The following is a 24,880-nucleotide window of genomic DNA, read 5'->3' on the forward strand; positions in this document are numbered from 1 at the left end:
ACGATAAAATCATTTCATTCCCTTCAGGACTTCGTGGTCCATGCAGCACGCTCAGAAGCAGGTGTAGGCGCCGTCAACGATGAAGTCGGAACCCGTCGTGAAGGAGCTGGTGTCTCCCGCCAGATAAACGGCGATCGATTGCAGTTCTTCCGGATTGCCCATGCGCTTGATGGGCGAAAGTTCGTTCCATTGATCGATGAGCGGAACGAGCGCCGGCGAGTTGAGGGTCATTTCCGTCGCCATGTAGCCGGGGCTGATCGTGTTGACGCGAACGTTTCGCGTTGCCCATTCCACGGCCATCGCCTTGCACATCTGAATGACCCCGGCTTTGGATGCCGCGTAGGACGCTTCACGCTGAGGAACATTGACGATATGCGCGGACATCGACGCCGTGCAGATGATGGAGCCCTTGCCCTGCTTCAGCATGACACGCCCAGCAGCCTGTGCGGTGAGGAACGTACCGTTGAGGTTGACCTCGATGATCTTTTTCCAGTCCTCGTAGGTGTCATCCTCGACAGCGACCTCGTTTGAGATGCCGGCATTGCAGAATGCGATATCGAGCTTGCCGAACTCCGACAGGATGCGATCGATCATTTCGCTCACCTGCTGAGGGCTGGTGATATCCGTCCTGATCGCTATCAATCTGTTTGAGGTCGCCGATGATATTTCGGCACATGTTTTTTGAGCCTCATCCAGATCGAGGTCGACGATAGCGACTTGCGCTCCGGCTTCGGACAAGGCCGTCGCGATGGATTTCCCGATGCCCCTCGCGCCACCGGTGACGAACGCGATCTTGCCGTCCAGCCGCATTTTTTCAAGAATACCCACAGTGAACCTTTCCCACAGTGATTTCGCCGTCTGCCCGTAGGCAAAAGGCTTTGCGAATTACGTCGTACGACCTTCCGGGCTCGGAAATCGGCGGATCAGATGGCAGGCACCAGGCGCGAAGACGCGCACCACCCCATGCCGCCATCGGTGAGCTCGCCATCGATGAATTTTCATACTGCTCATATTCTGGTGGCGGGCGTGGTAACCGGCCGGCCATCTGACCTGGCCAAATTATGCATGCGGCGATGGTGCCAACAATGACGAAGAGTGGAATGATTGATTGGCCGAGATTATTAATTAAGCATCACGCTGGCGCGCATGACAGCACTTTTCGCTTGCATTTAATTAGGCGCCATATTATAGGCCGCCATATGATAGAGATTGAACAAAAGCACACAGCATTGCTTCATGAGGCTCAACGCAGAGGCCAGCACGGCGTCGAGAATATGCGGCTATGTTTCGAGGTCCTCGCGCTGGCCGCAGCCATCGACAGAGCTTGTGCGCACAGGCTGGCGCCGCACGGTCTGTCGGAAGGCAAGTTCGTGCTTCTTTTTCTCCTCCACGAAAAAAAAGACGGGCTATCGCCGCATGAACTGGCTGAACGGGCTGGCGTCACACGAGCGACGATTACGGGGCTACTCGATGGCCTTGAGCATGGTGGCCTGGTTGCCCGTCGGCCCGATGCCGTGGACCGGCGCAAACTTGTGATCTCTCTTACGACAGCAGGAGAAGCCTTGGCGCTTGACCTCTTCAACGAGCACAGCCGCTGGATTGCATCGCTTTTCAAAAACTTTGACGGCCCAAGCCGCAATACGCTGAGCGGTCTTTTGCAACGAGCACGGCTCAACGTCGATGCAGATACGGCGACGCAGCAACCTCTATGAACCACATACGCAAAACACGCACTGCGTTCACGCATTCCGCATGAAATGACAATAGAAAGGCGTTCGAATGACTTACTACCTTGCCGAACTTTATAGTCCCAGACCTGCCTGGCTTGCATTGGATCAGGCCAGCCGCGGCGAATTTTTCGAGACTGTCGGCGCGGGAATGGCGTCCCTCATCGCGCGGGGCATCGAGCCCCTTGCCTCGGGCGAAGTCGAAAGCACCGCACTCCATTCCGCATCGCAGCAGTTTTTCGCATTATGGCGTGCCCCCGATCAAGCGAGTATGGACGCGCTTTTGTCAGCAATTGCAGACACGGGATGGCATGAATACTTTGAGACCATCAACGCAACGGGCGTCGGCGGCGACCTTAATCGGCACTTGGGACAACTTGCAGCCGCGTAGCTTCCGCCTCAGCACGGCAGTTGACCGCCCGCGACCTTATGATGGCGGGCCTCTATCTCATTCATAGAAACCGCAACGTTACCGATGCAAACCCAGACCTCGCTGAGGCGGCGGGGCCATGTCAGCTGTGCGCAGCTGGCTGGCATACTCGCGTGAGGGATCCGCGGGTAAAATTGATCCAGGCGAACAGGAATTCTGCACTGAAGCCAGTCAGATATACGAGACCGGCCGGATAATGGGCGGCGCGGTTGCATCGATGCGTCTGCGTGGCGCTCTTCCCATCCGCAACCAAGCGAACTGGAATAATCGCGAATCCAGTCAACGCCCGTGAGAGTTCCGAAACTAAATCGCATGGCAGGCCGCATCACACCGCGCGCTGGTTTTCGCCCATCGCGCCGTCGCGTTTACTCTTGTATTTTCAAACTTACATGTGTATCAAATAGCGCGCAGGCCGAGAGTTACGGGATTCGAGGCCGCCATGCACCATTCAGGCGGGAGGAGACTTCGCCTGGCCCAAGGGAGACCATCATGAAGAAAATCGCCATACTTTTGGCATGCGCAACTGCGCTTGCTCTGCCCTTCACCGCGACCGCTCAGGACGCCGAAGGAACTACCAAGAAGGATGCCTACCGCTTCGTTGTCGTGCCGAAGGTCGTGCATCCCTGGTTCGACAAGGTAAACGAGGGTGCGCAGGCCGCGGCCGCGGCCATCAAGGCCCAGACCGGCTCCGACGTCGAAGTCATCTACTCCGCACCGCAGGCTGCCGACGTGGTTCAGCAGAATCAGATCATCGACAGCGCACTTGCGACCCAGCCGGACGGCTTGGCGCTCGACCTGCTTGACCCCTCTGGTAACCGCGCATCCCTCGAGGAAGCCCAGAACCAGAAGATTCCGCTGGTCATCTTCGATTCCGTACCGCCGGAAGGCATGGCCATTCCCTATATCGGTTCGGATTTCTGCGAGCAGGCCAAGATTGCGGCCCGCCGCCTCGTCGAGGTTCTTGGCGGCGAAGGCGAAGTCGCCATCATGCAGGGTGTTCCGACGGCGCCAAACCACTCGATCCGCGCTGAATGCCACCGCCAGGTCTTCGCCGAACATCCGGGTATCAAGGTCGTCGCCGAAGGCATCGACAATGACAGCATCGAAACGGCCCAGCAGCAGGCTGCTGCCATCATGCAGGCAAACCCGAACCTCAAGGGCTGGGTTGCATCGGACGCTGCCGGCCCGATCGGCATCGGCCAGGCGATCGTCGAAGCCGGCAAACAGGGCAAGGTCACGCTCGTCGGTCTCGACAACCTGCCGGAAATGCTCGACATGATCCGCGAAGGCGTTGCTGACAGCTCGTCTGCTTCGCAGCCGGAACTGCAGGGCTACTGGTCTGTCATGCTGCTTTGGGCGCAGGCTACCGGCGCAAAGGTCCCCGGCTATCTGGACACCGGAAATGCCTTCCTGACAAAGGAAAATGTGGGCGGCTGATCCAAAGGGATCGCATGGCCTGAGGCGCGGGCTTCCCGCGCCTCCTCCATTTCTTTAAGGCGCTGAGGTGCCCAATGGCTTATCTTGAAACCCGCGGCCTTGGCAGGGATTTTCCCGGCGTGACCGCGTTGAACGGGGTCGATCTGTCGATTGAACTCGGCCGCACGCATATTCTCGCGGGCGAGAATGGTGCGGGCAAATCGACCCTCGTGAAAATCCTGACCGGCACCGACCGGGCTTCCCGTGGCGACATCCTCATCGACGGTCGCAACCCCGTCGATGACTCATCCCTTTACAAGAATGTCGCCTACGTTCCGCAAGAGCTCAATCTCTTCCCCCAGATGAGCGTTGCCGAGAACCTGTTCATGCCGTTCAGCCGGACGGGACATGGCGGGCTTCTGGTCAACCGCAGCGCTCTGGTCGAGGAGGCACGCGGCTATCTCGAACGCTTCGGCATCGAGGCCGATCCGCGCGAACTTGTGGCCAACATCTCGGTTTCAGACCAGCAGCTGCTTCAGATCGCCCGCGCCTGCACCAATGCAGATATGAAGGTGCTGATCCTCGACGAACCGACGTCGTCCCTGACGCGCGTCGAGGTCGACAGGGTCTTCAGAGTGATCCGCACCCTGCTTGATCGCGATCACGCCATCGTCTTCATCAGCCACAAGATGGATGAGGTCTTCGCAATCGGTGACGACTACACGGTCCTGCGCAACGGCGAGAAGATCGAAAACGGAAAGATTGCCGACATTTCCGAAGCCGACCTCATCCGCGCCATGTCGGGTCGCGACATCGCCTTTGAAGAGCATTTTCGTCCGAAAGGTCCGATCAACGACACGATCATGAGCGTCCGGGGGCTTTCCGGACGGCGTTTCCAGGATGTCGACTTCGAGCTGCGTCGCGGCGAAATCCTAGGTTTTGCCGGGCTCGTCGGCGCCGGTCGCTCGGAGGTCATGCAGACGATCTTCGGCTTCCTCAAAGCGAAAGCGGGCACCGTCACCGTCGAGGGAAAGTCCTGGACACTCAACGACACGGCCGCGTCGGTGGATGGCGGGATGCTCTATCTTTCGGAAGAACGAAAGCATCACGGCATCTTCCCGCTGCTGTCGCTGCGTGAAAACATCGGAATTTCCATCCTGTCGCTGACGAAGGGCACCCTGGGAATCAGCAGCGGGCGCGAGCGTGAGGCCGTACAGAAGATCATCGACGAATACGGCATCCGCACCTCGGGAATGGGCAAGCGCATCTCGCAACTGTCCGGCGGCAACCAGCAGAAGGCAATCATCGGCCGGGCCATGGCAACACGACCTCGCGTGCTGATCTTCGATGAGCCGACAAAGGGCATCGACATTCGCACGAAGACCGAGATCTACCGGATCATGAAGGGCCTTGCCGAAGAGGGCGTGGGCGTCATCCTCGTCTCGTCAGAGCTCGATGAACTCAAGAAGTGCGCAAGCCGCATTATCACGATGCATCATGGCCGCATCACCGGCGCGTTCGATACCGCCGAGACGAACAATGAAACACTCGTAGGCGCCATCTTTGGCACGGAGGCGAAAGCCGATGCAAACTAAACCCCTGGCACTTCTGACGCGCAGCCCGCTTGCCGGCGTTTTCGTCGCGCTGGCCGTCATCTTCACGCTTTCGGCGTTGATCTCCCCCTATTTCCTGACGCCCTATAACCTGTCCGTCATCGCGCGCGGCCTCGCCTTCGTCGGCCTCATCACGATCGCACAGTCGATGCTGATGGTGCTCGGCGAACTCGATCTCTCGCTCGGCGTGATCGGCGGTTTTTGCGGCGTCATCTCCGGCATTCTCATGGTGCGGCTAGGTGTGGAACCCTACTCCGCGATGCTTCTGGCTGTTCTGCTCGGTGCCGCTCTTGGCCTCGTGAACGGTTTGCTTGTGACCATGCTGAGGCTTCATTCGTTGGTGCTGACCATCGGCACGGCCGGCATCTTCGGCGGCGCGAACCTCGTCCTGACGCGAGGCGTGGCGATCACCGGCATCCCGAAAGATGTGCAGTATCTCGGCCGTGGTGATGTCCTCGGCATGCCCGTACCGTTTGTGATCATGCTGATGGCGCTGGCCGTCGCCACCTTCGTGATGCTCAAGACGCCTTTTGGCCGCTACATGTATGCGATCGGCAACAACCAGGCCGGCGCGCGCATGCTCGGAATCAAGGTCGACAAGGTCCGTCTGCTCGTGTTCGTGGTCGCCGGCGCGATCGCCGCCCTTGCGGGCGTGCTCATGGTAGCCCGCCTCGGCACGGCCCAGCCGTCGATCGGCGAAACATGGGTGCTCGCGCCCATCGCGGCATCCGTCATTGGCGGCGTAGCCACGACCGGCGGCGTCGGCAGCCCGATCGGCGCCATCTTCGGTGCCGGCATCATCGCCATCATTGAGAATATCATCGTACTGTTCGGCGTCTCACCCTATTGGCAGGGTATCGTCTCGGGCGCGATCGTCGTACTCGCCATTTCCTTCGACGCCATTTCCCGCCGCTATCTGCGTCGCGACGCGTGACGTATCGGCTGCACAGATTTGACGAAAGACAAGAGAATGAACCAGGAAGTCAAAACCAAGAAACTGATCAATGCGCCGGAAAACATTATTGCCGAGATGATCGAAGGCATGGTGGGCGCGCATCCCGAAATGCTGCGCGTGGAGGGGGAAACCGGACGTGCAGTGGTCGCCGTCGACGGACCGCGTGACGGCAAGGTCGGCATCGTCGTGGGCGGCGGATCTGGGCACGAGCCAGCTTTCGCAGGCTATGTCGGCCGCGGTCTTGCGGATGCCGCCGCAGTCGGCAACGTCTTCGCCTCTCCATCACCGTCGCACATCGTTGAGGCCGCGCGGGCAGTGGATGGCGGCGTCGGCGTTGTGATGCTCTACGGAAACTATACCGGAGACGTGCTCAACTTCACTATGGCGGCGGAAGAGCTGGAGCAGGCCGGCATCGCGGTGCGTCATGTGGCGGTCGCCGACGACGTTGCTTCTGCGCCGGTCGAACGGAAGTCCGAACGGCGCGGCATCGCCGGCGACTTCTTCGTCTTCAAGATCGCTGGCGCCGCCGCCGATCTGGGCGAGCCGCTGGCGCGCGTGGAGGCACTCGCGCAGGCCGCGAACGACGCGACCCGATCGATGGGCGTGGCGCTCAGCCCCTGCTCGCTCCCGCAGACCGGTAAGCCGAACTTCACGATCGGCGACGACGAGATGGAAATCGGCATGGGGCTCCATGGCGAACCCGGCATCCGCCGCCAGAAGCTCGCGACAGCAGACGAAGTGACGGATGAACTCGTCGATGCCATCCTGAAGGAACTTCAGGTGGAGGAAGGGCAGCGCGTCGCCGTTCTGGTGAATGGGCTGGGCGCGACCTCACAGATAGAGCTCTACGTCATCTTCCGCCGCGTCAAGCAGCGCCTCGACGAACTTGGCATCGAAATCCACGCGTCTTGGGTCGGTGAATATGCGACATCGCTGGAAATGGCCGGCGCATCGGTCACAGTGATGAAGCTCGACGAGACACTCCAGCCATTGCTGGACCATCCGTGCCGTACCCCCGCCCTCGTTGTTGGCGCGTTTGAGAAAAGCAGTGGTGTCGCGTCGCGCACCCGCCAAAGCGCGAAACTGGTTGAAAGCACGGCTCCTTCCGACGGAAAGCCCGGCGTTCTCGTTACGGAGGGTGACGTTACGCCTGCCATCTTCAAGGCTATGATGGACACGGTGGGTGAGCAGATCATCGCAGAGAAAAACTGGCTTTCCGAACTCGACGGCGTGATCGGCGACGGCGACCACGGCGTGACAATGGAAATCGGCTGGAAAGCCGTCCAACTGGCGCTCAAGGATGCCCAGGACGACGAGACGATCGAATCCATCTGCAAACGAATGGCCAAGGCATTCCTCGATGCGGTCGGCGCATCATCCGGCCCGCTCTATGCCACCGCATTTCTGCGAGCGGGCACTGCTGTCAGCAACCGCCTCAATCTCGACGGCGTGGGCATGGCGGAATGGCTGAGTGCGGCCTGCCAGGGTATCCGCGACCGCGGGCGGGCCGAACCCGGCGACAAGACGATGGTCGATGCATGGGTCCCGGCTGTCGAAGCAGCGGCAAGGGCAGCGGCTAGTGGCGGCTCCTCGCTTGACGTGCTGGTTGCGGCAAGAGATGGCAGCGAGGCCGGCATGAAGGCTACCGCGGCATTGGAATCACGGCGGGGTCGTTCCGCCAAGCTCGGCGAACGCTCCGTCGGCCATATAGACCCCGGTGCGGCATCAACCTACGTCACTCTGCGCGCCATGACAGCAGCGCTTGAAAAAACGCGCGGCTAAACGAGTTCAGCGCGGGCCCTGCAGGAGGGCCCGCGCGACCCCCTCATTCGTAACGAGCCGATTGACGTAGCCAGCGCGCAGAATGGCGCGGATGATCGGTATCTTGCGGACACCGCCCGAAACCAGCACAGAAATCGGCTTGAGCTTGAGCTTTTCCGGCGGCAGCGCAATGATCGACTCGTTCAGAAAATGATCGATGGGGCGACCTTGTGCGTCCAGAAACCACCCCATAAACTCTCCCACAGCGCCGCGCTTCAGAACCGTATCGAGATTGTCCTTCACGACGCGGATCTGGGTGAGCGAGGTGTCCTGCGTCAGCGCACCGCATGAAACGATGCCCACATCCGCTATCTCTGTTCGCGCAAGCACATCTGTGAGCTCGTCGTTCAGCAGCACCGCATCGCGGCTTTCGGGATTTGCGCAGTAGATCGGAGCCGTCAGATAATGACATTCGATGCCGAGCGCGCGTGCGAACGCCGTCGCAACCTCGAACGTGTTCGTCGACGAGCCGCTTGTCACGCCGCCGGTCAAGCCCACGACCCAGCTTTCCGACCGCGGACGCGCACGAAGCGCGCGAACGGCGAAGCTCAGGGTTCTGCCCGACCCGATGCCGACCCCCATGTCGCGGTCTTCTATGAGCTCACTTGCGAGCGTTCCGGCCGCCTCGCCAATGACGCGTTTCTGCTCGATGTAATCATCCAGGTCCGGCACCACGACCACGTCGGCGAGGCCATATCGATCGGACACTTCCTCCGCGAGTTCGATGCAGTCCGTCAAGGGCAGCGAAACGCTCACCTGCACGGCGCCGGAATCACGAACCTGGCCGATGATCTTGTTGACCTTCAACCGCGTGATATTCATCCTCTGGGCGATTTCCTGCTGGGTCTGCCCCCCTATGAAGTAGAGCCAGGCAACGCGCGCGCGCTCGAGGTCCTCGTCCAGAAATCCCGGTTCATTTGGCATTGAGCGGCACACTCCATATCGCGCCTCCTCAAATAGCGACTTCGCCCTGGACGGGCAACCGGGGTGCGGACCGGTACCGATATCGGCAACGTCAAAGGTGCGCGACATCCCTGCTTTAAAAGTGTGCCGGCGAACTTGCCGCCGGCACACTGTTGACATCACAGAACGAGAAATCCTGCATCGACCGGGTCATCGCGATTGCGGCCGGCGCCGCAAGCATAGCCGCCACCGTCTCCAACGCGGCAAGATCCCTGGGGTGGAAAGGCGAGAAAATTGTTCTCGGTGATCGACACGCCGATCACCACCACCAACGAAAGCACGAGATCGGTCGGCGTGGTCAGCGCTATGAGACGAATGATCATCTCAGTTTCCTGTCTTGTCATGCACGCCGATGCGCGTCATCCAGGACGAGATGCCGATAAGATCCACGGATGCGCCCGGCGAGTGTGCCGCAGGCGCATTTTTTCCAGTTGCCACCTGATGGAACCGACAGCCGCGTGCGCAAAGCGTTGCACTTCATGGAGCAGCAGCTCGACCAGCCACCCAACAGCCTTGCGATCGCACGCTATTGTGCGATTTCGCATCACCAACTTGAGCGCCTGTTTCGCGCAAATCTCAATCAGACCATAGGACAGGCCTTCAGAAGCATGCGACTGAACTATGGGCGCTACCTACTCTCGGGTGGCTCGCTCTCGGTCATGGAGATCGCGAATATCACGGGCTTCGCCGACACGGCACATTTTTCCCGCGAGTTTCGAAAGGCTTTCGGACAAACGCCCAGCAGCTTCCGGACATCGTCATGTCTAAGCGGTGCACTTTGAGCATGCTACCGATGTAAACGGTCTGATCGGCGGCCAAGATATCCTGTTGCTTTTGAGAGACGTCAAGCACCCAGCCTCGCTTCACGCATATCACGGCCGGGCGGCATTCCGAACAGACGCGTGTAGTCCCTTGTAAACTGCGGCACGCTTTCATAGCCGACAAGGTGGGCTGCGTGGGAGATGCCGGCGTGTTCCATAAGCATTGTCCGGCGCGCCTCGATCAGCCGCAGCTGCTTTTGGAACTGGAGCGGTGACAGTGTGGTGACAGCCCGGAAATGCTGATGGAAGGACGATTCACTCATTCCCGCCTCTGTCGCAAGATCGGCGATGCGTAGCGTGCTGGCATAGTCCTGGCGGATCACTGCCACCGCCCGCGCTATACGATCGGCGTGGGTATCGGCCCTGCCAAGCGAGCGGATCGCAGCACCATGCCGCCCTGTCAGCAACCAGTAATGCATCTCGCGTATCAATGCGTCACCCAGCACCGGCAGAGCGGAGGGCCTCTCCATCAGTCTCATCAACCGCTGCGCCGCATCCATCACGTCGGCGTCCGCCGGCTCGACATGGATCGGGCCGGAATCGACGGGACGCAGATCAGCCTCGATGGCCAGAGCACGCAGGAGAGCCGCATCGAGCTCAAGCGCGACCGCGTAATATGGAGTTGATGGGCTCGCGTCGAGAATCTGGCTTATGGTCGGCACATCCGCCGTGATGACCAAGGCTTCGCCTGGGCCATACTCGAAGCTCTCCGTCCCGATGGTCACGCGTTTGCGGCCCTGAAGGCAGATCGCTATCAGCGGCTTTTGCACCGCGACCTGCAATTCGCCTGGATGCAGCACACGAACCGCACCTAAACCGCGAAAGGGCGTGGGCGCAAAACCGGACCGGTCGGAATGCCCATTAGTATGACGACGAACCAGGTCGAGAAGAGTGTGCATTAGAACGTCTTATAAAAATTTCGTTGCCGTATCAGGCAAGGATATCCGCTCATTTGCAAGCCATATCATCGAGATTCGCAGAAACAGGCAAAACTAGGCGAGGAACAGGCAACTCTTCGGGGCGCTTCCGCGCCATCTTGGGCTCACCCTAACGACGGAAGGAGCGTTCCATGAGTAAAATCGCACTGATTACCGGCGCCAATCGCGGCCTTGGCCGCAACACAGCCATCGCGATTGCCCGCCACGGCGGGGATGTCATCGTGGTCTATCGTGGCAATGCCGCGCAGGCCCGTGAGGTCGTCGCGGAAATCGAGGCCATGGGCCGCAAGGCCGTCGCCCTACAGCTCGATGTTGCAAACCTGGCAAGCTTTCCGGCCTTTGCCGATACGCTGCGCAACAGCCTACACGAAATCTGGAACCGCGAAACGTTCGATCATCTCATCAACAATGCGGGCCACGGCGAATTCGCCCCGTTCCGTGAGACGACCGAAGCACAGTTTGACGGGCTGTTCGACGTTCACGTGAAGGGCGTATTTTTCCTGACCCAAGTGCTGTTGCCGCTAATCGCTGACGGTGGCCGGATCGTCAATTTCTCGACCGGCCTGACGCGTTTCTCTTATGAAGGCTTCTCGGCCTATGCGGCCGCCAAGGGTGCGGTCGAAACCCTGACGCGGTATATGGCGAAAGAGCTGGGCCCGCACGGCATTGCCGTGAATACCGTTGCGCCTGGAGCTATCGAGACCGATTTCGGTGGTGGAGTTGTGCGCGATAACAGGGATCTAAACGCACAGTTCGCCCAGCTGACGGCACTCGGTCGCGTCGGCCTACCCGACGATATCGGTCCGATGGTCGCGAGCCTGCTCTCCGATGACAACCGCTGGGTGACTGCGCAGCGCATCGAAGTTTCGGGCGGTCAGGCTATCTGACCCTCGGCCGGAGCGGTGGCGAGCCCAAGAGGGCCCTTGCCCATCGCTCCGCTGGCCATACACGTTGTCATAACGCGATCGGCAGCTTGGCCACCGAGGGAACGCTTCCGTCCTATTTGTTCAATAAGCATCGGCAGGAAACTGGCCATCACCTACGGGGCCTCGAACACCCCACGTTTGTGCAAGCGACAAGCACTCCCGCCATGGTACGATCGCGCCGGTCGTCGAGATGCTGCGAAGGGACGCGGCGGCGGCAGCATGAGCAAGTTGCAGTGATTGTGACATTGGCCAATCCTCGTGAAGGCCATAGATCATGCCAGCAGCAAAAGCGTCGCCCGCACCGTTTGCCCCCTTGATCTCGCTTTCGGGAATGGCAACCGAGGGCAGGACCGCATGCTCCCCGTCACGCGTTACGGCGATGGCGAAGCCCGGGCAATGCACGGCGACCAGCTTCATCGCCCCGCGCTGCATGACAGCCCCCGCCGCTCTTGTGCAGGCATTCTTGTCGGACATCCCAGCCCGAGTGGTCTCGACACCAGCAATCGCCCCGATCTCCACATCATTGACGATGAGATAATCGAGATGCGGCAGGCATGGTGCGACAAGCGCGGCCATCAGCTTCGGCTCGATGCTGGCCAATTCCATATTCGTCAGCAGGCCGGCCGCGCGCGCCTTTTTCAGCACAGCCACCCAACCATTCGGCTCATCGTGCCAGGGCGAATCGAGAATGCGATGCACGCCCGGCAGACCGAGATGCAAAAAGCGCATGCGTGTTTCGGTAAAATCGAAATGCTTAGGCGTCAGCAGTGCGCCTGTTCCGGCATGGAAGATATGAGTGCGTCTGTGCGTTGCGCGCGACACGAAGGCATCGCAGAACTGGGTGGCGGCGCCTCCCGTTGTCCTCATCTGCCGCGTATCGATCCCGGCGGCCTTGGCGGTCGCCATGAGGAAGCGGCCATCGTCATCGTCTCCGACAAGAGCGATCGTCTCGACTGGGATGGATGGATCGAGCAGCTTGATGTCAACGGCGAGATTGCAGCCCGATCCCCCGCCGTGACGCTCCTCCTCGAACAGTTCGGCAAGGCCATCCTCGCCGGGCCAGTGGCTGACCGTGCGATTGTAATCGACACACCATGTGCCGGCTGTGAGAATGCCCCGCCGGCCGCTGGTCATTTCGACTGTTCCGCCTTGAGAACGGCTTCGGTGACGATGTTATCCTCGGCAAGTGCGCGAATAGGTTTGATGCCGTCCTTCGCAAGGCTCGCGTGATAGGCCTTCACGGCCTCCGAGGGTGCAATTGTTCCCGAAGCGACCTCACGCATGAAACGCACCATTTCCAACGGATTTTCGGCAAGGTTGATCTTGCGACCAAACAACGCCACCCGTGCGCCGAAACGCTCTGCCTGATGCAGGAGCTCGAAGCAATCGCGGGTCGTTCCAGCGCCGCCACCGAGGACGCCGACGATGACGCTCGGATCATAGGAAGCGAGTTCCTCCATTGCCTTTGCGCCGTTGAACGGGATTTTGAGGAACTGCGGCCGGTCCGCCTTCGTCACGCCGGCAAGGCAACGCATCATGACGTCGTTGACATAATGCGGCACCATGTCAGGCGCGATACCGGAATCGACATTCGGATTGAAGACTTCGAGGAAGTATTTGAAATTGTTGCGTGCGGCGTCCTCCCGGAACGCATGGAATGCTTCCAGCGCCTGATAGTCATGGTCGAGGTCGTTGTTGAAGGTGATGGAATAAAGCCCAAGGTCCGTGCCGGTGATCGGAGCGCCCGGCGCCGGGTCGATGGTGCCGGTGGCAACGCGCGAAAGAGATGCCGTCCGGAACGGACGCGATGGCTGTTTCGAATAGGTCGCGCCGCGGCAGACCCACACATCGGTCGTGTCGTTGGCGCGGATTGCAGGCTTCACCGCGCTGTTGCGGTAGACGCCCATCTCGATCAGCGCCTCCATGTTGGAGGCGGATGTCAGCATGATATCGACGAGATCCTGCTCGACCACCGCGCGGATGTTCTCCAGGAATTCCGGCCGGGTGTAGTGACGCGACCAGCTCCCGTCTTTTGCGCGCTTGGGACCGCATGACGTCATGCTCGGCCCCATGTCGCCATCCTTGGCGTCGGCGATGATGAAGTCGTTACGCGTGTACTGACCGGCGCGGATGCGCGCAAGCTTCTGGTCGAGGCGGTACATGGGATTGGTTCCTTTCGTTGCGGCCCTGCCTTAGGCGGGCGGGAAGGCTCAGGCCGTCGCGGCACCGGTCATGATGGCGACGACATCGTTCATGGTATGGGTTTTCGGCGACACCACCGCCGCACGTCGGCCGAGCCGCATGATGTGAATGCGGTCGGCGATATCGAAGACGTTGGGCATATTGTGGCTGATTAGCACAACGGCCAGGCCGCGATCGCGGATCGAACGGATGAGTTCCAGAACCTGCCCGGTCTCCCGCACGCCAAGCGCGGCGGTCGGCTCGTCCATGATGACCAGCTTGCGGGCGAAGAGCGCCGCACGCGCGACGGCCACCCCTTGTCTCTGTCCGCCAGAGAGCGACTCGACAGGATTATCGATGGCCGGCAGACGGAACTTCAATTCGTTCATCGCGCGCCGGGCTTCCTCGCGCATCTTCTTCTTGTCAAGACGACGAAAGAGGCTGCCCAGGAGGCCCGGTGCACGCAATTCACGGCCGAGGAACAGATTGGACGCGATGTCGAGCGCCGGGGCGACGGCCAGATCCTGATATACCGTCTCGATACCGGCATGGCGCGCATCGAGCGGACCCTTGAAGTGGATCGGAACACCATCCAGCAGAATTTCCCCGCTGGTCGGGTGCAACGCACCGGTCAGCGCCTTGATCAGCGTGCTTTTGCCGGCACCATTATCGCCGACGACAGCAAGGATTTCGCCGGCGCGTAGTTCGAAGTCGACGCCGTCGAGTGCAGTGACATGGCCATAGGTTTTCACCACGTTGCGTGCCTCGAGAACGATATGGGGCGTGGTCTCGGCAGACATCAGTTTTTCCTCCGGGACATCTGATCGAGCGCGACGGCGATAATGACGAGGATACCCGTCACAAGGTCCTGCCAGAGCGGATCGATGCCGGCGAGCGTGAGACCGTTGCGCAGGACGCCGACGATGAGCGCACCGATCAGCGTGCCGATGAGGCCGCCGCGCCCGCCGAAAAGGCTGGTGCCGCCGATGACGACAGCAGTGATGGAATCGAGGTTCGCGCTCTGCATCGCGTTGGGATCGGCATTGGGTATGCGGCCGAGTGCGAGCCAGGCGGCGATACCGTAGATCAGGCCCGCGAGCAGGTAGACCGAGAGCAGATGGCGTCGCACCGGGATACCGACGAGGCGCGCAGCCTCGGTGTTGTTGCCGATCGCATAGACATGGCGGCCCCATTTCGTCTGGTTCAGCAGATACCAGACAACGGCGTAGAGCGCGAACATGATCAGCACACCATAGGTCAGCACGAAGCCGCCGAGCTTCATCGTGTTGCCTGTCCAGGCGAGAAAGGGATCGCGCACCGGAAAAGCGCCGCCCGCTGAAATCAGCCGCAGGGCGGCCGTCAGAATGCCGAGGATACCGAGCGTCACGATGAAGGGCGGAAGCCGGAGCCCGCTGACGAGGCCGCCGGCGGCAAGCCCGGCCGCTGTGCAAAGCAGGATGGCGAAGCCCATCGAAAGAACGGGATCGTAGCCAAGGTTGACAAGCTTGCCCGCGACGATCGTGCCGAGAACGCAGATGGCGCCGACAGCGAGGTCAATGCCGGCCGTCAGGATGACCAATGTCTGGCCGATGGCCAGCACACCGATGACGACGGTTTGCTGCAGGATAATCGACAGGTTGTGCGTTGCTAGGAAGCGCGGGTTGCTGAGTGCGAAAATCAGGCAGAACCCGATCAGCACCAGAAGCGGCCCCGCCGAGGGCGCACCCAAGATGCGCGATTTCAGGCTTCGCGATGCGTCGGCTGGAGAAACGGTGGCTGTTGTCATGGCGATCTCATGCTGATGGTCATCTTGCACGGCATTGCCCCTTCGGCATAGGCAGGCTGCCAGCAGCCGGCTCTGTGCTCACGGACGCAAATTGCCCCGAAACGGGGCCACGCTCGGCACGAACGTCACGTGGCCCCACCGGGAGAAAGCGTTTAATCACCCCAGCAGTTTTCAAGTCCCCAGGCGGTATCCTTCGATTCCAGGCCTTCGACCGGCTTGTCCGTAATCAGGAAAGAACCGGTATTGACGAAGCCGCTCGGCTTTTTTCCCGTGGCTGCGTATTCCACTACGGCGTCGACACCCATAGCGGCCATCTTGTAGGGGAATTGCATGACGGTTGCGGCGATCTTGCCGTCCTTGACGTCGCGAACACCGGCACACCCACCGTCGATCGAGGTCAGCATGACCTCGCCTTCCTTGCCAAACGACTTAAGGGCTGCATAGGCGCCGGCGGCCGCGGGTTCGTTGATCGTATAGACGGCGTTGATGTCGCCGTTCTTGGAGAGCAGGTTCTCCATGCCAACCTGGCCCTTGTCCTGTGCACCATTTGTAATGGCCGCACCGGCAATCGACGGATCGCCTTCGGCGATGCCGAAACCCTTCAGGTAGCCATCGTGACGGAAAGTGTCGACGGTACCACCCGGCGTGCCGTCAAGCATGGCGACGACGGCCGTCTTGTCGCCGAGCGCCTTGCGGGCATAAGTCCCCTGCTGCACACCGGCCTCGAAATTGTCGGTGGCGAAGGTCGCGTCGACAGCATCCGCCGGATCCGTTGCCGTGTCGAGCGCGATTACAAGCACGCCGGCCTCGCGTGCCTTCTTGATGACGTCGAGCATGCCTGACGAATTGTTCGGGGTGACCAGAATACCTTTTGCACCCGCGCTGATAAGATCCTCGATGGCGGCGACCTGGCCTTCATTGTCGCCGTCGAACTTGCCGGCGCGCGCTATCAGCTTCACGCCCTTTTCCTTGGCGCGGGCGTCGGCCGCCTGGCGCATCTTGACGAAGAACGGATTGACCTCGGTTTTCGTGACGAGGCCGACGATGACCTCTTCAGCCGAAGCCGAACCAGCAAAAAAAGTCACGCCTAGCGCGAGGCCGAGCGCGCCGAAAGCCGTGGAACGCACGGATGTGCGAATGCGATGAAGCGACATGAAATCCTCCCAAATTTGATGACGCCGCCGAGCCTTTGGCTCTCGCGGTCGGCGCAGCCTCTCCTCAAAGGCCAAGGGAATTTGCGCACTTCTTTTGGATAAAGTCAAATACTAATAGCGTCTCTTTTGTATGTTTTTATCCAAAATAGGAACAACGCAAAGACACTGCTTCTTTCAGAGATTGCGAAGCGCATGCATAGCCGAGTGAACAGCGCCGCCTGAAGTAAGCCCGCGGTAAACTTCATATACGGATCGGTAGCGGCAAGCGCTCTTGGCCCTCGGCTCGATGCGCGTGAACCGTTGCGCACCGAGGCGTGCGGCACCTTCAGCATAGGTCTCGACCACACCACTGGCGACGGCACCATGGATTGCAGCGCCCACGGCGGTAGCGTTTTCAATATCGGGCACTTCTACGACACAATCGAGAATGTCAGCCATCATCTGCACCAGCAACGGATTTGCGCGCGCAAGGCCGCTTGCCATCAACACGCGGTCCACCGGCAACCCTCCTGCAGGAAAAAGGTCGAAGATCGTTCGCGCGCCAAAACAGAGACCCTCCATGAGGGCAAGATAGATTTCGCCCGCTGTCGTCTGGCGGGTCAGGCCGGCAAGCAGACCCGAGAGATTACCGTCGGCGAACGGCACGCGGTTCCCGCCCAGCCAGTCGATCGCGACAAGACGGCCGGCTGCAGGTTCGAGCCCGGCAGCCTCTTCGTTGTAGGCAAGGAAGCTTGCCGGCATATCCGCGCCGCGCGGAAACGTACGCACGAACCATGCAAGCGTATCGCCGAAACTCGGCTGGCCCGCCTCGTAACACCAGAGCTGCCGCACGGATCCATCGAAGGCAACGCCTTCGATGCCGGGCGGCAATGGACGATACTCATTCCCGAGATAGAGGTAGGCAGCAGACGTTCCCAGCGCACCGACAAAACAGCGCGGCGAAACAGCGCCGATGGCAGGCAACAAAACGTGCGAATCGATAACTGCCACCGCGACGACCGCTGCTCCCTGAATGCCCGTTACGTCACGCCAGCCCGCCGACAGCGCCCCCGCGGCTGACCCGACCGGCAGGGGGATTGAAAGCCGCTCCTGAAGATCATCCACGATATCCTTCGGATAACCGGCAGCGGCGGAAAATTGTGCCTTGAAGGCGGCGAAGCCCAGGCCCCGCGCCTCGTGTCCGGTCAATTGCCAGACAAGCCAATCGCCGCTCTCGATGTACCGATCCGTCGCCGTCCACACATCCGGCGCTTCGGCCGCAATCTGCGCGGCCTTCGCCAGCAGCCATTCGCCGGAAACGCGGCCACCGAAGTTGTCGAGAAATGGTCCAGGGCGGGCGTTTATGCTGTCCGCATAGGCCTGCGCGTTGTGCTTCCAGAGTTTTACATAGGCGTGCGGATCGCCAGGGTATAGTCGCGAAAGCGGCACGCCGTCGGCACGGGCCGGAAGCGGCGAACTGGCTGTAAAACCGAGCCCGATGCCGGCAATCGTTCGTCCGCGCCCCAACTGCGAGAGGATGTCGACCGCAGCCTCCGTATAATCATCGGCGTTCTGCAGCGAGAAACCGGAGGGGATGCGACTTCCGTCAAGCAGGACATCCGTCATGATCCCGTGGCGATAGGGATGGACATGGTGGGCCATCTCTTGCCCCGTTTCGGCATCGACCAGCACGCCCCGTGCAGATTCGGAGCCGTAGTCCAACCCGATCAGATATTTACGCACGAACGATCTCTCCACCCGCAATCATGCGATACATACAAAAAGATACATAAATAGCAATCTTATGTATTTTATTATACATAATTGGCCAGAACATTGAAACGCGTCGCTTTATTTCGCCGACCTTTCCCGCTAGAGCGGCAACGACGGGAGCTTTGCATGAAAAAACCGAACCCTGATTTCGACAGGACGATGATCGATGGCGCGGGAAGCCTGCTTTCCCTGATAGCGTCGGGCACGGCGACCTCTCGCGCCGAGCTTCTGGACGCGTCGGGCCTTTCACGCGCCACGGTCACACAACGGCTGAACGGGCTTCTGGCAAGCGGGCTCGTGTGTGAGACGCAGGACACCCTTCCAAGTGGCGGACGCCCAACGCGGCTGCTGGCGATCAACGCGGCCAGCGGGTTCGTGATTGTCGCCAACATTGGCGAAACGCATATCCATCTTGCAGCCATGGATTTGCAGCCGGCCGTTCTGGCCGAGACGACGCTGCCCTTCTCGATCACCAGCGGTCCGGACGACACGCTTACACAAATCAGCGATGCGATTGCCGCCCTGGCAGTGGAAGCACGGAAGACGAACCGACTGTTCGTCGGGATCGGGTTAAGCCTGCCGGCCCCGGTCGACTTCAAGCGCGGCTGCGTCGTCGGCCCATCCGTCCTGCCCGGTTGGGATGAATTCGACATCATAGGTTGGCTGAAGAACCGTTTCGCGGTGCCGGTCTATGTCGAGAACGACGTGAACCTGATGACGATCTGCGAGCACAAGCGCCGTTTTCCGGCCATAGACGACATGGTCTTCGTCAAAATCGGGACAGGCATCGGAAGTGGCATGATCGCCGGTGGGCGGCTTTTTCGCGGCGCGCAGGGCGCTGCGGGTGATATCGGCCACATCCAGTTCCTGTCGGACGATGCGCCACTCTGCCGGTGCGGAAAATTCGGATGCATCGAGGCGCGCGCTGCCGGCTGGGCAATTGCGCGCGACCTGTCCGCGCGCGGCTTTCGCGCGGAAACGGCGCGCGACGTCATCGACCTCGTCGATCAGCGCAAACCCGAGGCCCTGATGCTGCTACGGGCGGCAGGACGAACCATCGGCGAGGTCGTTTCCGATGTCGTCAGCATCCTCAATCCGAGCCTGATCGTTATCGGCGGCACCCTGGCACGGGGTGGAGACTTGCTGCTTTCGGGCATTCGCGAGCTCGTCTATCAGCGCTGTCTTCCGCTCGCGACACGCAATCTCTCGATTGTGCTGTCGACCGCGCAAGAGGACAGCGCGATGTTCGGAGCAGCATATCTCATATTGGACGACCTGTTTGGCGCCGCGAAGATCGATCAATTGCTTGAGCGATATTGCAATCGCGCCGATTGAACATCGGTGGTTTCGACAACCTTCCGAGCCGTGTAAAACGTTGAACGACTATGCTGGGAGTTGGCGTGTTTCATCATGCGCGAGCGCCTGTGCAACCGCTATCCGCGCCAATTCGAGCGCTGCCTCCCGCGTCCTTGCCGCCGCAATAAACCGCCCGTTGTGACAGAATGTTGCATCAGCGACTCCAGTCGCCTTTGCAAGGTCAGTGCCCGTCAACCCTGCCCAAGTCGCCGGAAGATCGGCCCGCAGCTCGAACCCATCGCTTGATCGCCGGATGCCGGTAATGCACCAGTCGGTCTCTCGCGGATGAACGACGAACAACAGATGATCCGCACCCGCCTTCACGATCGCCGGGCGGAAGGGCATTCCCATCGGAAGCTCCAATATCCGGTTATCGCCGGCCGCAGCAATTGCCTGAAGGACGATTGCGTGCGCTCGAAGCTTTGCGGCACTTTGGCGAATGGCCGCTTCTACGAAACTGCGCGCTATGGATAGTGCTTCATGAAAGGCACGATCATCGGCCCCTAGCCCGCTATCGTCGAAAACCGGTTTCAGTGTCTCCAGGAGGACAGGCAGCGTAAGCTTGGAAAGAACCCCAGCCGACGACGGACTAAGAGCACCATTGTCCATCAGGTCGACAGGCAGCACGAAATCACGATCGAACCCATCGTGAAGAGGGTCGATGTCCAGAGCGGGAATACTCAAGGCATTTAGATAATCGCGTCCAAACCGGCGCCAAATCAACCCGAAAGAACTGAAGGGCTGGCCGTCGTCGCGAAGCGGGGCACCTCGCTGGTGATGATCGAAAATCCCGGCATCCGGATCGTATGCTCCACCCACGTCATAGATGATCCTGTCGGAACCCGGGGTGATCCACTCCGGCGCACGGCTTCGGATGACGTTGGCGCGCGGAAACAGCCGGGTCAGGATGACGCTCGATAACAGTTCGTCAGCATGAAAGCCGCCGGAATGAGTCACGAGGAAGTCTGGGGCCATGCTTGGTCAGCCTGTCGATCTTGAGTGTTGCAAATCCAGTGTGGGATACGGATTGGACAACGAGCTTTCAAGAGGGCGGCGCAATGTAATCCTCACGATGGGCAGCCAGCATACGCGGGAACACTCCGTTGGCGGATCTCGGCCGCTCGAATGATCCGGAGCGCGCAAAAGAAAGATGAGGAAAGTAATCTTGTTTTCCTCGGCGCTGGCGATTACAGGAGGCACATATTTGGTCGAGACCATGAAAAGGATGAGTGAGACGATGAACAGGATGTTTGCAGTTGCAGGAATTTGCGCGACTATCGGCATGCTCGCGACACCGACTCTTGCGGCGTCAACCGCCTATCCGCTCACGATAGACAATTGCGGCGCAAGGGTGACGTTCGACAAGGCCCCGGAACGCGCCGTCGGACTTGGCCAGAACAGTGCAGAGATCATGCTGCTGCTCGGCCTCGAGGACAGGATGGTGGGTACGGCTTTCTGGCCGAACAAGGTGCTTCCGCAACTCGCCGAAGCCAATGCGAAAGTCAAAGTGTTGACCGTCGAGTTTCCGACCTTCGAAGCCATTCTGGCGCAGACCCCGGATTTTGTCGCTGCCGCCTTGCCCAGCCTGATCGGCCCGTCGAGCAAGGTCGCCAAGCGTGAGGACTTCGAGAAGGTTGGCGTGCCAAGCTATATCTCGCCGAGCACCTGCGTCGCTGAAGGGGGAGCCAAGGACAAGTTCGGTTATGGCGACCGGTCGCAGCTCTGGAATCCGGATACACTCTACCAGGAGATCGATGAGATCGCCCAGATTTTTGACGTACGCGATCGGGGAGACGCGCTCATTGCAGATCTGAAGAAGCGTGAGGCTGCGCTGCGCGCCGACGCACCGAAGGACGGAAAGAAGCTGTCCTACGTCTTCTGGTTCTCCAGCCCCTCGCCGTCGGCGGATGCCTATCTTGGCGGCAAGAACAGTGCGTCCGGTTATATTGCCGATGTGCTGGGCGGAACGAACGCCATAACGTCAGAGGCCGAGTCTCCGGCTCTTGGTTGGGAAAGCATCATCGCCAGCAATCCTGATGTCATCGTCGTCGCGCAGGTCGATCGCAACCGCTGGGACCTGGATAAATCGGAGGCCAAGATCAAGTTCCTGACGACCGATCCTGGCACGAGCCAGATGCCGGCAGTCAAGAACAAGGCGATCGTGATCATGGACGGTCAGGCCATGAATCCGACCGTGCGCACGATCTACGGCGCCGAGCAAATCGCCGAGCAGTTGAAAACGCTAGGCCTGAAGTGACCACCGAAACCATCCGCAGTTCGTCTGGGAGACAATCGCAACACCTCTGGGCGGTCGTGGCGCTTGCCTTGGGCTCGCTGGCTGCCATAGCGCTGGTCGTCGGCATCAGCGTGGGGATTGGTGACATGCCGATCCCCTTGTCGACCACCTACTCGGCCATCACGAACAGACTGGGCTGGACGATGGTCCAGCTCAATCCGATCCATGAAACGGTGATCTGGGAGTACCGGCTTAGCCGTGCGCTGGTCGCGGTGTTCTGCGGCGCGGGCCTGGCGCTATGCGGCGCGATCATGCAGGCGCTGCTGCGAAATCCCTTGGCAGAACCTTACGTGCTGGGCATTTCCGCCGGTGCCTCCACCGGTGCCGTCGCGGTCGTCATTCTGGGCATTGGTGCGGGTACCCTTTCGCTCTCGGCAGGGGCTTTCGCCGGGGCATTCGCCGCATTTCTGTTCGTGGCGCTGCTGTCCAACGGCGCGCGCGGCGGAGCAGACAGAACGATCCTGGCCGGTGTTGCGACCTCGCAGCTCTTCAATGCGGCAACGTCATATATCGTCACCACCTCCGGCAATGCGCAGCAGGCGCGCGACGTGATGTTCTGGCTGCTCGGCAGCTTTGGCGGCGTTCGCTGGCCGGAATTCGCGCTGGTTTCCGTCGTCGTCGGCTTGGGATTGATCGTGTGCCTCTTCTATTCTCGTGTGCTTGACGCTTTCGCCTTCGGCGATGAGGCGGCCTCCTCCCTCGGGATCGACGTCGGTCGAATGCGCATCATCCTTTTTGCGCTGACGGCGGTCATTACCGCGACTATCGTCAGCATGGTCGGCACGATCGGCTTCGTCGGGCTTGTGGTTCCGCATGCCGCCCGCTTCGTGGTGGGGCCACTTCATTCCAGGCTTCTCCCCGCCTGCGCAGTAACGGGTGCGGTGTTCATGGTTCTGGCTGATATCGCCTCGCGCACGCTTATCCCGCAGCAGGTATTGCCGATTGGCGTCGTGACCGCACTGGTGGGCGTGCCCTTCTTCTCCATCATTCTCTACAAGCTCCAGCGGGCATCATGAGTATCAGGGCGGAAAATCTGGTCTGGAAGGTCGGTTCGAAGACGATCGTCAACGATGTCTCGCTCATTGCCAAGCCGGGAGAAATGCTGGGATTACTCGGGCCGAATGGCTCGGGCAAGACCTCCCTGCTCCGGCTGCTGGCAGGTCTGAAGCGGCCTTTTTCAGGACAAGTCACGCTTGATGGGCAAAGCATGGACAGGATCCGGCGACGATCCATTGCGCAGCGCGTGGCCTTCATCGAGCAGCACGCCACGACCAACGCAAATCTCAAGGTTGTGGATGTCGTCAAGCTTGGTCGTTTCCCACATCGATCGATGTTTTCGGGCTGGACCAGCGATGACGACGCGGCCGTCAACAACGCGCTCGATCGAACGGAACTCACCGCAAAACGCAATGACACCTGGCAGAGCTTGTCGGGTGGGGAGAAGCAGCGCGCCCACCTCGCCCGCGCGCTTGCCCAGTCGCCGAAAGAACTCATCCTCGATGAACCGACCAACCATCTCGACGTTCATCATCAGATCAGCCTTCTGCGGCTCGTCTCGGAGCTTGCCGTCACCAGCATCATTGCGCTGCATGACCTGAATCATGCGGCGATGTTTTGCGACCGGCTGCTTGTCATGCAGGCGGGAAAAATCGTCGCTTCCGGGGCGCCAGAAGATGTGCTGACCAGCGCGCTGCTCAGGGACGTCTTCTCCGTGGAGGCGCACGTTTCCCCCTCCCCCTATCATGCCAAACCGCACATCCATTTCGTGCGTTGACCGGCGACCCGCCCCAGGGGCGGTGGTCACACGGCCGTCGATATGTTGTGAAGGATCGAGAGTGAACAAAGCATCCGAGAAGCCGTCCGTAGGAATTGCGCTGCGCATCCTTTCCGGCTTCCTGTTTGCCGGCATGTCGATCTGCATAAAGGCCATGTCGGCTGAGATACCCGTTGGCGAGATCGTCTTCTTCCGCTCGGCATTCGCGTTGATCCCGCTCGTTGTCTTCCTTTGGCTACGGAAAGAGTTCCCGCATGGCCTGGCAACCAGGCGACCGCTCTGGCATCTCCTGCGCTCCAGCCTTGGCGCCGCGGCGATGTTCGCGTCCTTTGCATCGATTGCCCGGCTGCCATTGGCCGAAGCAACTTTGCTCAGCTACCTGTCTCCCACCTTTACGAGCATAGCCGGCGTTCTCCTTCTCTCCGAACGCGTAACGATCTGGCGCGTCGGCGGTGTCCTGCTGGGGCTTACTGGGGTTGTGGTTCTCGTATGGCCGGAAATTGGTCACAGGGACCTCGACGGCGATCGTCTGTGGGGATATGTCTTCGGCCTGCTGATGGGCATTCTGACTGCATGTGCGCTTATCATGGTCCGGAGCCTGAGCCGGACTGAAAATCCCGGCGCTATCGCCTTCTACTTTGTGATTGCCTCAATGCTGGGTGGTATCGCAACCATCCCATTCGGATGGGTCATGCCGGATAGCTACGGACTGATGATGCTCATTCTAGCCGGACTTCTCGGAGGCTTTGCACATATTGCCATGACGCTGGCTTTCAGGCACGCCGAGGCTTCCCTGCTTGCGCCGTTCGAATACCTTGCAATCATCTGGCCGGTCATCGCCGACACGCTCCTGTTCGACACACCCTTGTCCCTGGCATTCCTGACAGCGCTTCCGCTCGTTCTGGCCGGAGCGGCGATGGCTGCGTTTGAAGGACGCCGTCACTGGAAAAAGCGATAGCACTGTCCGGAGA

Annotated in this window: 24 protein-coding genes; 13 read left to right on the forward strand and 11 right to left on the reverse strand. The window is 60.3% G+C overall.

Going from position 1 to position 24,880, the window contains the following annotated elements:
* Positions 1-51: 51 nt before the first annotated feature.
* Entirely contained in the window at positions 52-828 is a 777-nt protein-coding gene (locus MNR02_RS19200; RefSeq protein ID WP_241601542.1) for an SDR family oxidoreductase, read from the reverse strand.
* Positions 829-1,199: 371 nt separating this feature from the next.
* Here MNR02_RS19200 and MNR02_RS19205 point away from each other — a divergent pair, with 371 nt between their 5' ends.
* The 6 genes from MNR02_RS19205 (at position 1,200) to dhaL (ending at position 7,923) form a co-directional block, all read left to right on the forward strand.
* A complete protein-coding gene (locus tag MNR02_RS19205) occupies positions 1,200-1,712 on the forward strand; it encodes a MarR family winged helix-turn-helix transcriptional regulator (RefSeq protein ID WP_241949547.1) in 513 nt (170 codons plus the stop codon).
* Between the two features lie 67 nt (positions 1,713-1,779).
* On the forward strand, positions 1,780-2,118 hold the full coding sequence (locus MNR02_RS19210) for a DUF6616 family protein (protein ID WP_241948933.1): 339 nt from the start codon (positions 1,780-1,782) through the stop codon (positions 2,116-2,118).
* Positions 2,119-2,646: 528 nt separating this feature from the next.
* Positions 2,647-3,594, forward strand: coding sequence for a substrate-binding domain-containing protein (locus MNR02_RS19215; RefSeq protein WP_241948934.1), 948 nt, complete (start codon positions 2,647-2,649; stop codon positions 3,592-3,594).
* Between the two features lie 74 nt (positions 3,595-3,668).
* On the forward strand, positions 3,669-5,168 hold the full coding sequence (locus tag MNR02_RS19220) for a sugar ABC transporter ATP-binding protein (RefSeq protein WP_241948935.1): 1,500 nt from the start codon (positions 3,669-3,671) through the stop codon (positions 5,166-5,168).
* On the forward strand, positions 5,158-6,120 hold the full coding sequence (locus MNR02_RS19225) for an ABC transporter permease (protein WP_241948936.1): 963 nt from the start codon (positions 5,158-5,160) through the stop codon (positions 6,118-6,120). Before MNR02_RS19220 ends, MNR02_RS19225 begins: the two co-directional genes overlap by 11 nt.
* A gap of 36 nt (positions 6,121-6,156) precedes the next feature.
* Positions 6,157-7,923 (forward strand): dihydroxyacetone kinase subunit DhaL, encoded by a 1,767-nt coding sequence (dhaL, locus tag MNR02_RS19230; RefSeq protein WP_241948937.1) that lies wholly within the window; start codon positions 6,157-6,159, stop codon positions 7,921-7,923.
* Between the two features lie 6 nt (positions 7,924-7,929).
* On the opposite strand, the gene MNR02_RS19235 is transcribed toward dhaL, so the two are convergent.
* Positions 7,930-8,886, reverse strand: a complete 957-nt coding sequence (locus tag MNR02_RS19235) for a sugar-binding transcriptional regulator (protein ID WP_241948938.1) — start codon at positions 8,884-8,886, stop codon at positions 7,930-7,932.
* Between the two features lie 158 nt (positions 8,887-9,044).
* A complete protein-coding gene (locus MNR02_RS19240) occupies positions 9,045-9,248 on the reverse strand; it encodes a hypothetical protein (protein WP_241948939.1) in 204 nt (67 codons plus the stop codon).
* A 69-nt stretch (positions 9,249-9,317) separates the two neighbouring features.
* Between MNR02_RS19240 and MNR02_RS19245 the strand changes: the two genes are divergently transcribed.
* Entirely contained in the window at positions 9,318-9,707 is a 390-nt protein-coding gene (locus tag MNR02_RS19245) for a helix-turn-helix domain-containing protein (protein WP_241948940.1), read from the forward strand.
* A gap of 62 nt (positions 9,708-9,769) precedes the next feature.
* Here MNR02_RS19245 and MNR02_RS19250 read toward each other — a convergent pair whose 3' ends face one another.
* Positions 9,770-10,645: an AraC family transcriptional regulator gene (locus MNR02_RS19250; protein ID WP_241948941.1), complete on the reverse strand. Its 876-nt coding sequence runs from the start codon at positions 10,643-10,645 to the stop codon at positions 9,770-9,772.
* A gap of 170 nt (positions 10,646-10,815) precedes the next feature.
* Here MNR02_RS19250 and MNR02_RS19255 point away from each other — a divergent pair, with 170 nt between their 5' ends.
* Complete coding sequence (locus MNR02_RS19255) at positions 10,816-11,571, forward strand: SDR family NAD(P)-dependent oxidoreductase (RefSeq protein ID WP_241948942.1); 756 nt, start codon at positions 10,816-10,818, stop codon at positions 11,569-11,571.
* 120 nt (positions 11,572-11,691) lie between these two features.
* Here the strand turns inward: MNR02_RS19255 and MNR02_RS19260 are convergent, their stop codons facing one another.
* The 6 genes from MNR02_RS19260 to MNR02_RS19285 form a co-directional block, all read right to left on the reverse strand.
* A complete protein-coding gene (locus tag MNR02_RS19260; RefSeq protein WP_241948943.1) occupies positions 11,692-12,744 on the reverse strand; it encodes a carbohydrate kinase family protein in 1,053 nt (350 codons plus the stop codon).
* Positions 12,741-13,772, reverse strand: coding sequence for a hypothetical protein (locus tag MNR02_RS19265; protein ID WP_241948944.1), 1,032 nt, complete (start codon positions 13,770-13,772; stop codon positions 12,741-12,743). Before MNR02_RS19265 ends, MNR02_RS19260 begins: the two co-directional genes overlap by 4 nt.
* A gap of 48 nt (positions 13,773-13,820) precedes the next feature.
* Positions 13,821-14,591, reverse strand: coding sequence for an ATP-binding cassette domain-containing protein (locus MNR02_RS19270; protein WP_241601554.1), 771 nt, complete (start codon positions 14,589-14,591; stop codon positions 13,821-13,823).
* Entirely contained in the window at positions 14,591-15,577 is a 987-nt protein-coding gene (locus tag MNR02_RS19275; RefSeq protein WP_241948945.1) for an ABC transporter permease, read from the reverse strand. The genes MNR02_RS19270 and MNR02_RS19275 overlap by 1 nt, the downstream gene beginning before the upstream one ends.
* 152 nt (positions 15,578-15,729) lie before the next feature.
* Positions 15,730-16,731 (reverse strand): substrate-binding domain-containing protein, encoded by a 1,002-nt coding sequence (locus MNR02_RS19280; RefSeq protein WP_241948946.1) that lies wholly within the window; start codon positions 16,729-16,731, stop codon positions 15,730-15,732.
* Positions 16,732-16,905: 174 nt separating this feature from the next.
* Positions 16,906-18,453 (reverse strand): FGGY-family carbohydrate kinase, encoded by a 1,548-nt coding sequence (locus MNR02_RS19285; RefSeq protein WP_241948947.1) that lies wholly within the window; start codon positions 18,451-18,453, stop codon positions 16,906-16,908.
* Between the two features lie 156 nt (positions 18,454-18,609).
* Between MNR02_RS19285 and MNR02_RS19290 the strand changes: the two genes are divergently transcribed.
* A complete protein-coding gene (locus tag MNR02_RS19290; protein WP_241948948.1) occupies positions 18,610-19,818 on the forward strand; it encodes an ROK family protein in 1,209 nt (402 codons plus the stop codon).
* Positions 19,819-19,866: 48 nt separating this feature from the next.
* Here the strand turns inward: MNR02_RS19290 and MNR02_RS19295 are convergent, their stop codons facing one another.
* Entirely contained in the window at positions 19,867-20,814 is a 948-nt protein-coding gene (locus tag MNR02_RS19295; RefSeq protein WP_241948949.1) for an MYG1 family protein, read from the reverse strand.
* Positions 20,815-21,085: 271 nt separating this feature from the next.
* Here MNR02_RS19295 and MNR02_RS19300 point away from each other — a divergent pair, with 271 nt between their 5' ends.
* The 4 genes from MNR02_RS19300 to MNR02_RS19315 are packed head-to-tail and all read left to right on the forward strand — an operon-like array spanning position 21,086 to position 24,867.
* A complete protein-coding gene (locus tag MNR02_RS19300; protein ID WP_241949548.1) occupies positions 21,086-22,096 on the forward strand; it encodes an ABC transporter substrate-binding protein in 1,011 nt (336 codons plus the stop codon).
* Positions 22,097-22,107: 11 nt separating this feature from the next.
* Positions 22,108-23,151 carry an iron ABC transporter permease gene (locus MNR02_RS19305; protein ID WP_241949549.1) on the forward strand — a complete coding sequence of 348 codons (1,044 nt, stop codon included), beginning with the start codon at positions 22,108-22,110 and terminating at the stop codon, positions 23,149-23,151.
* The gene (locus tag MNR02_RS19310) at positions 23,148-23,909 is read left to right on the forward strand and encodes an ABC transporter ATP-binding protein (RefSeq protein WP_241948950.1); all 762 of its coding nucleotides are present in this window, start codon (positions 23,148-23,150) and stop codon (positions 23,907-23,909) included. The genes MNR02_RS19305 and MNR02_RS19310 overlap by 4 nt, the downstream gene beginning before the upstream one ends.
* 22 nt (positions 23,910-23,931) lie before the next feature.
* Positions 23,932-24,867, forward strand: coding sequence for a DMT family transporter (locus tag MNR02_RS19315; protein WP_371746760.1), 936 nt, complete (start codon positions 23,932-23,934; stop codon positions 24,865-24,867).
* The last annotated feature ends 13 nt before the right edge of the window (positions 24,868-24,880 follow it).

It is taken from the genome of Shinella sp. H4-D48 (genome assembly GCF_022637395.1).
Lineage (GTDB): Bacteria > Pseudomonadota > Alphaproteobacteria > Rhizobiales > Rhizobiaceae > Shinella > Shinella sedimenti.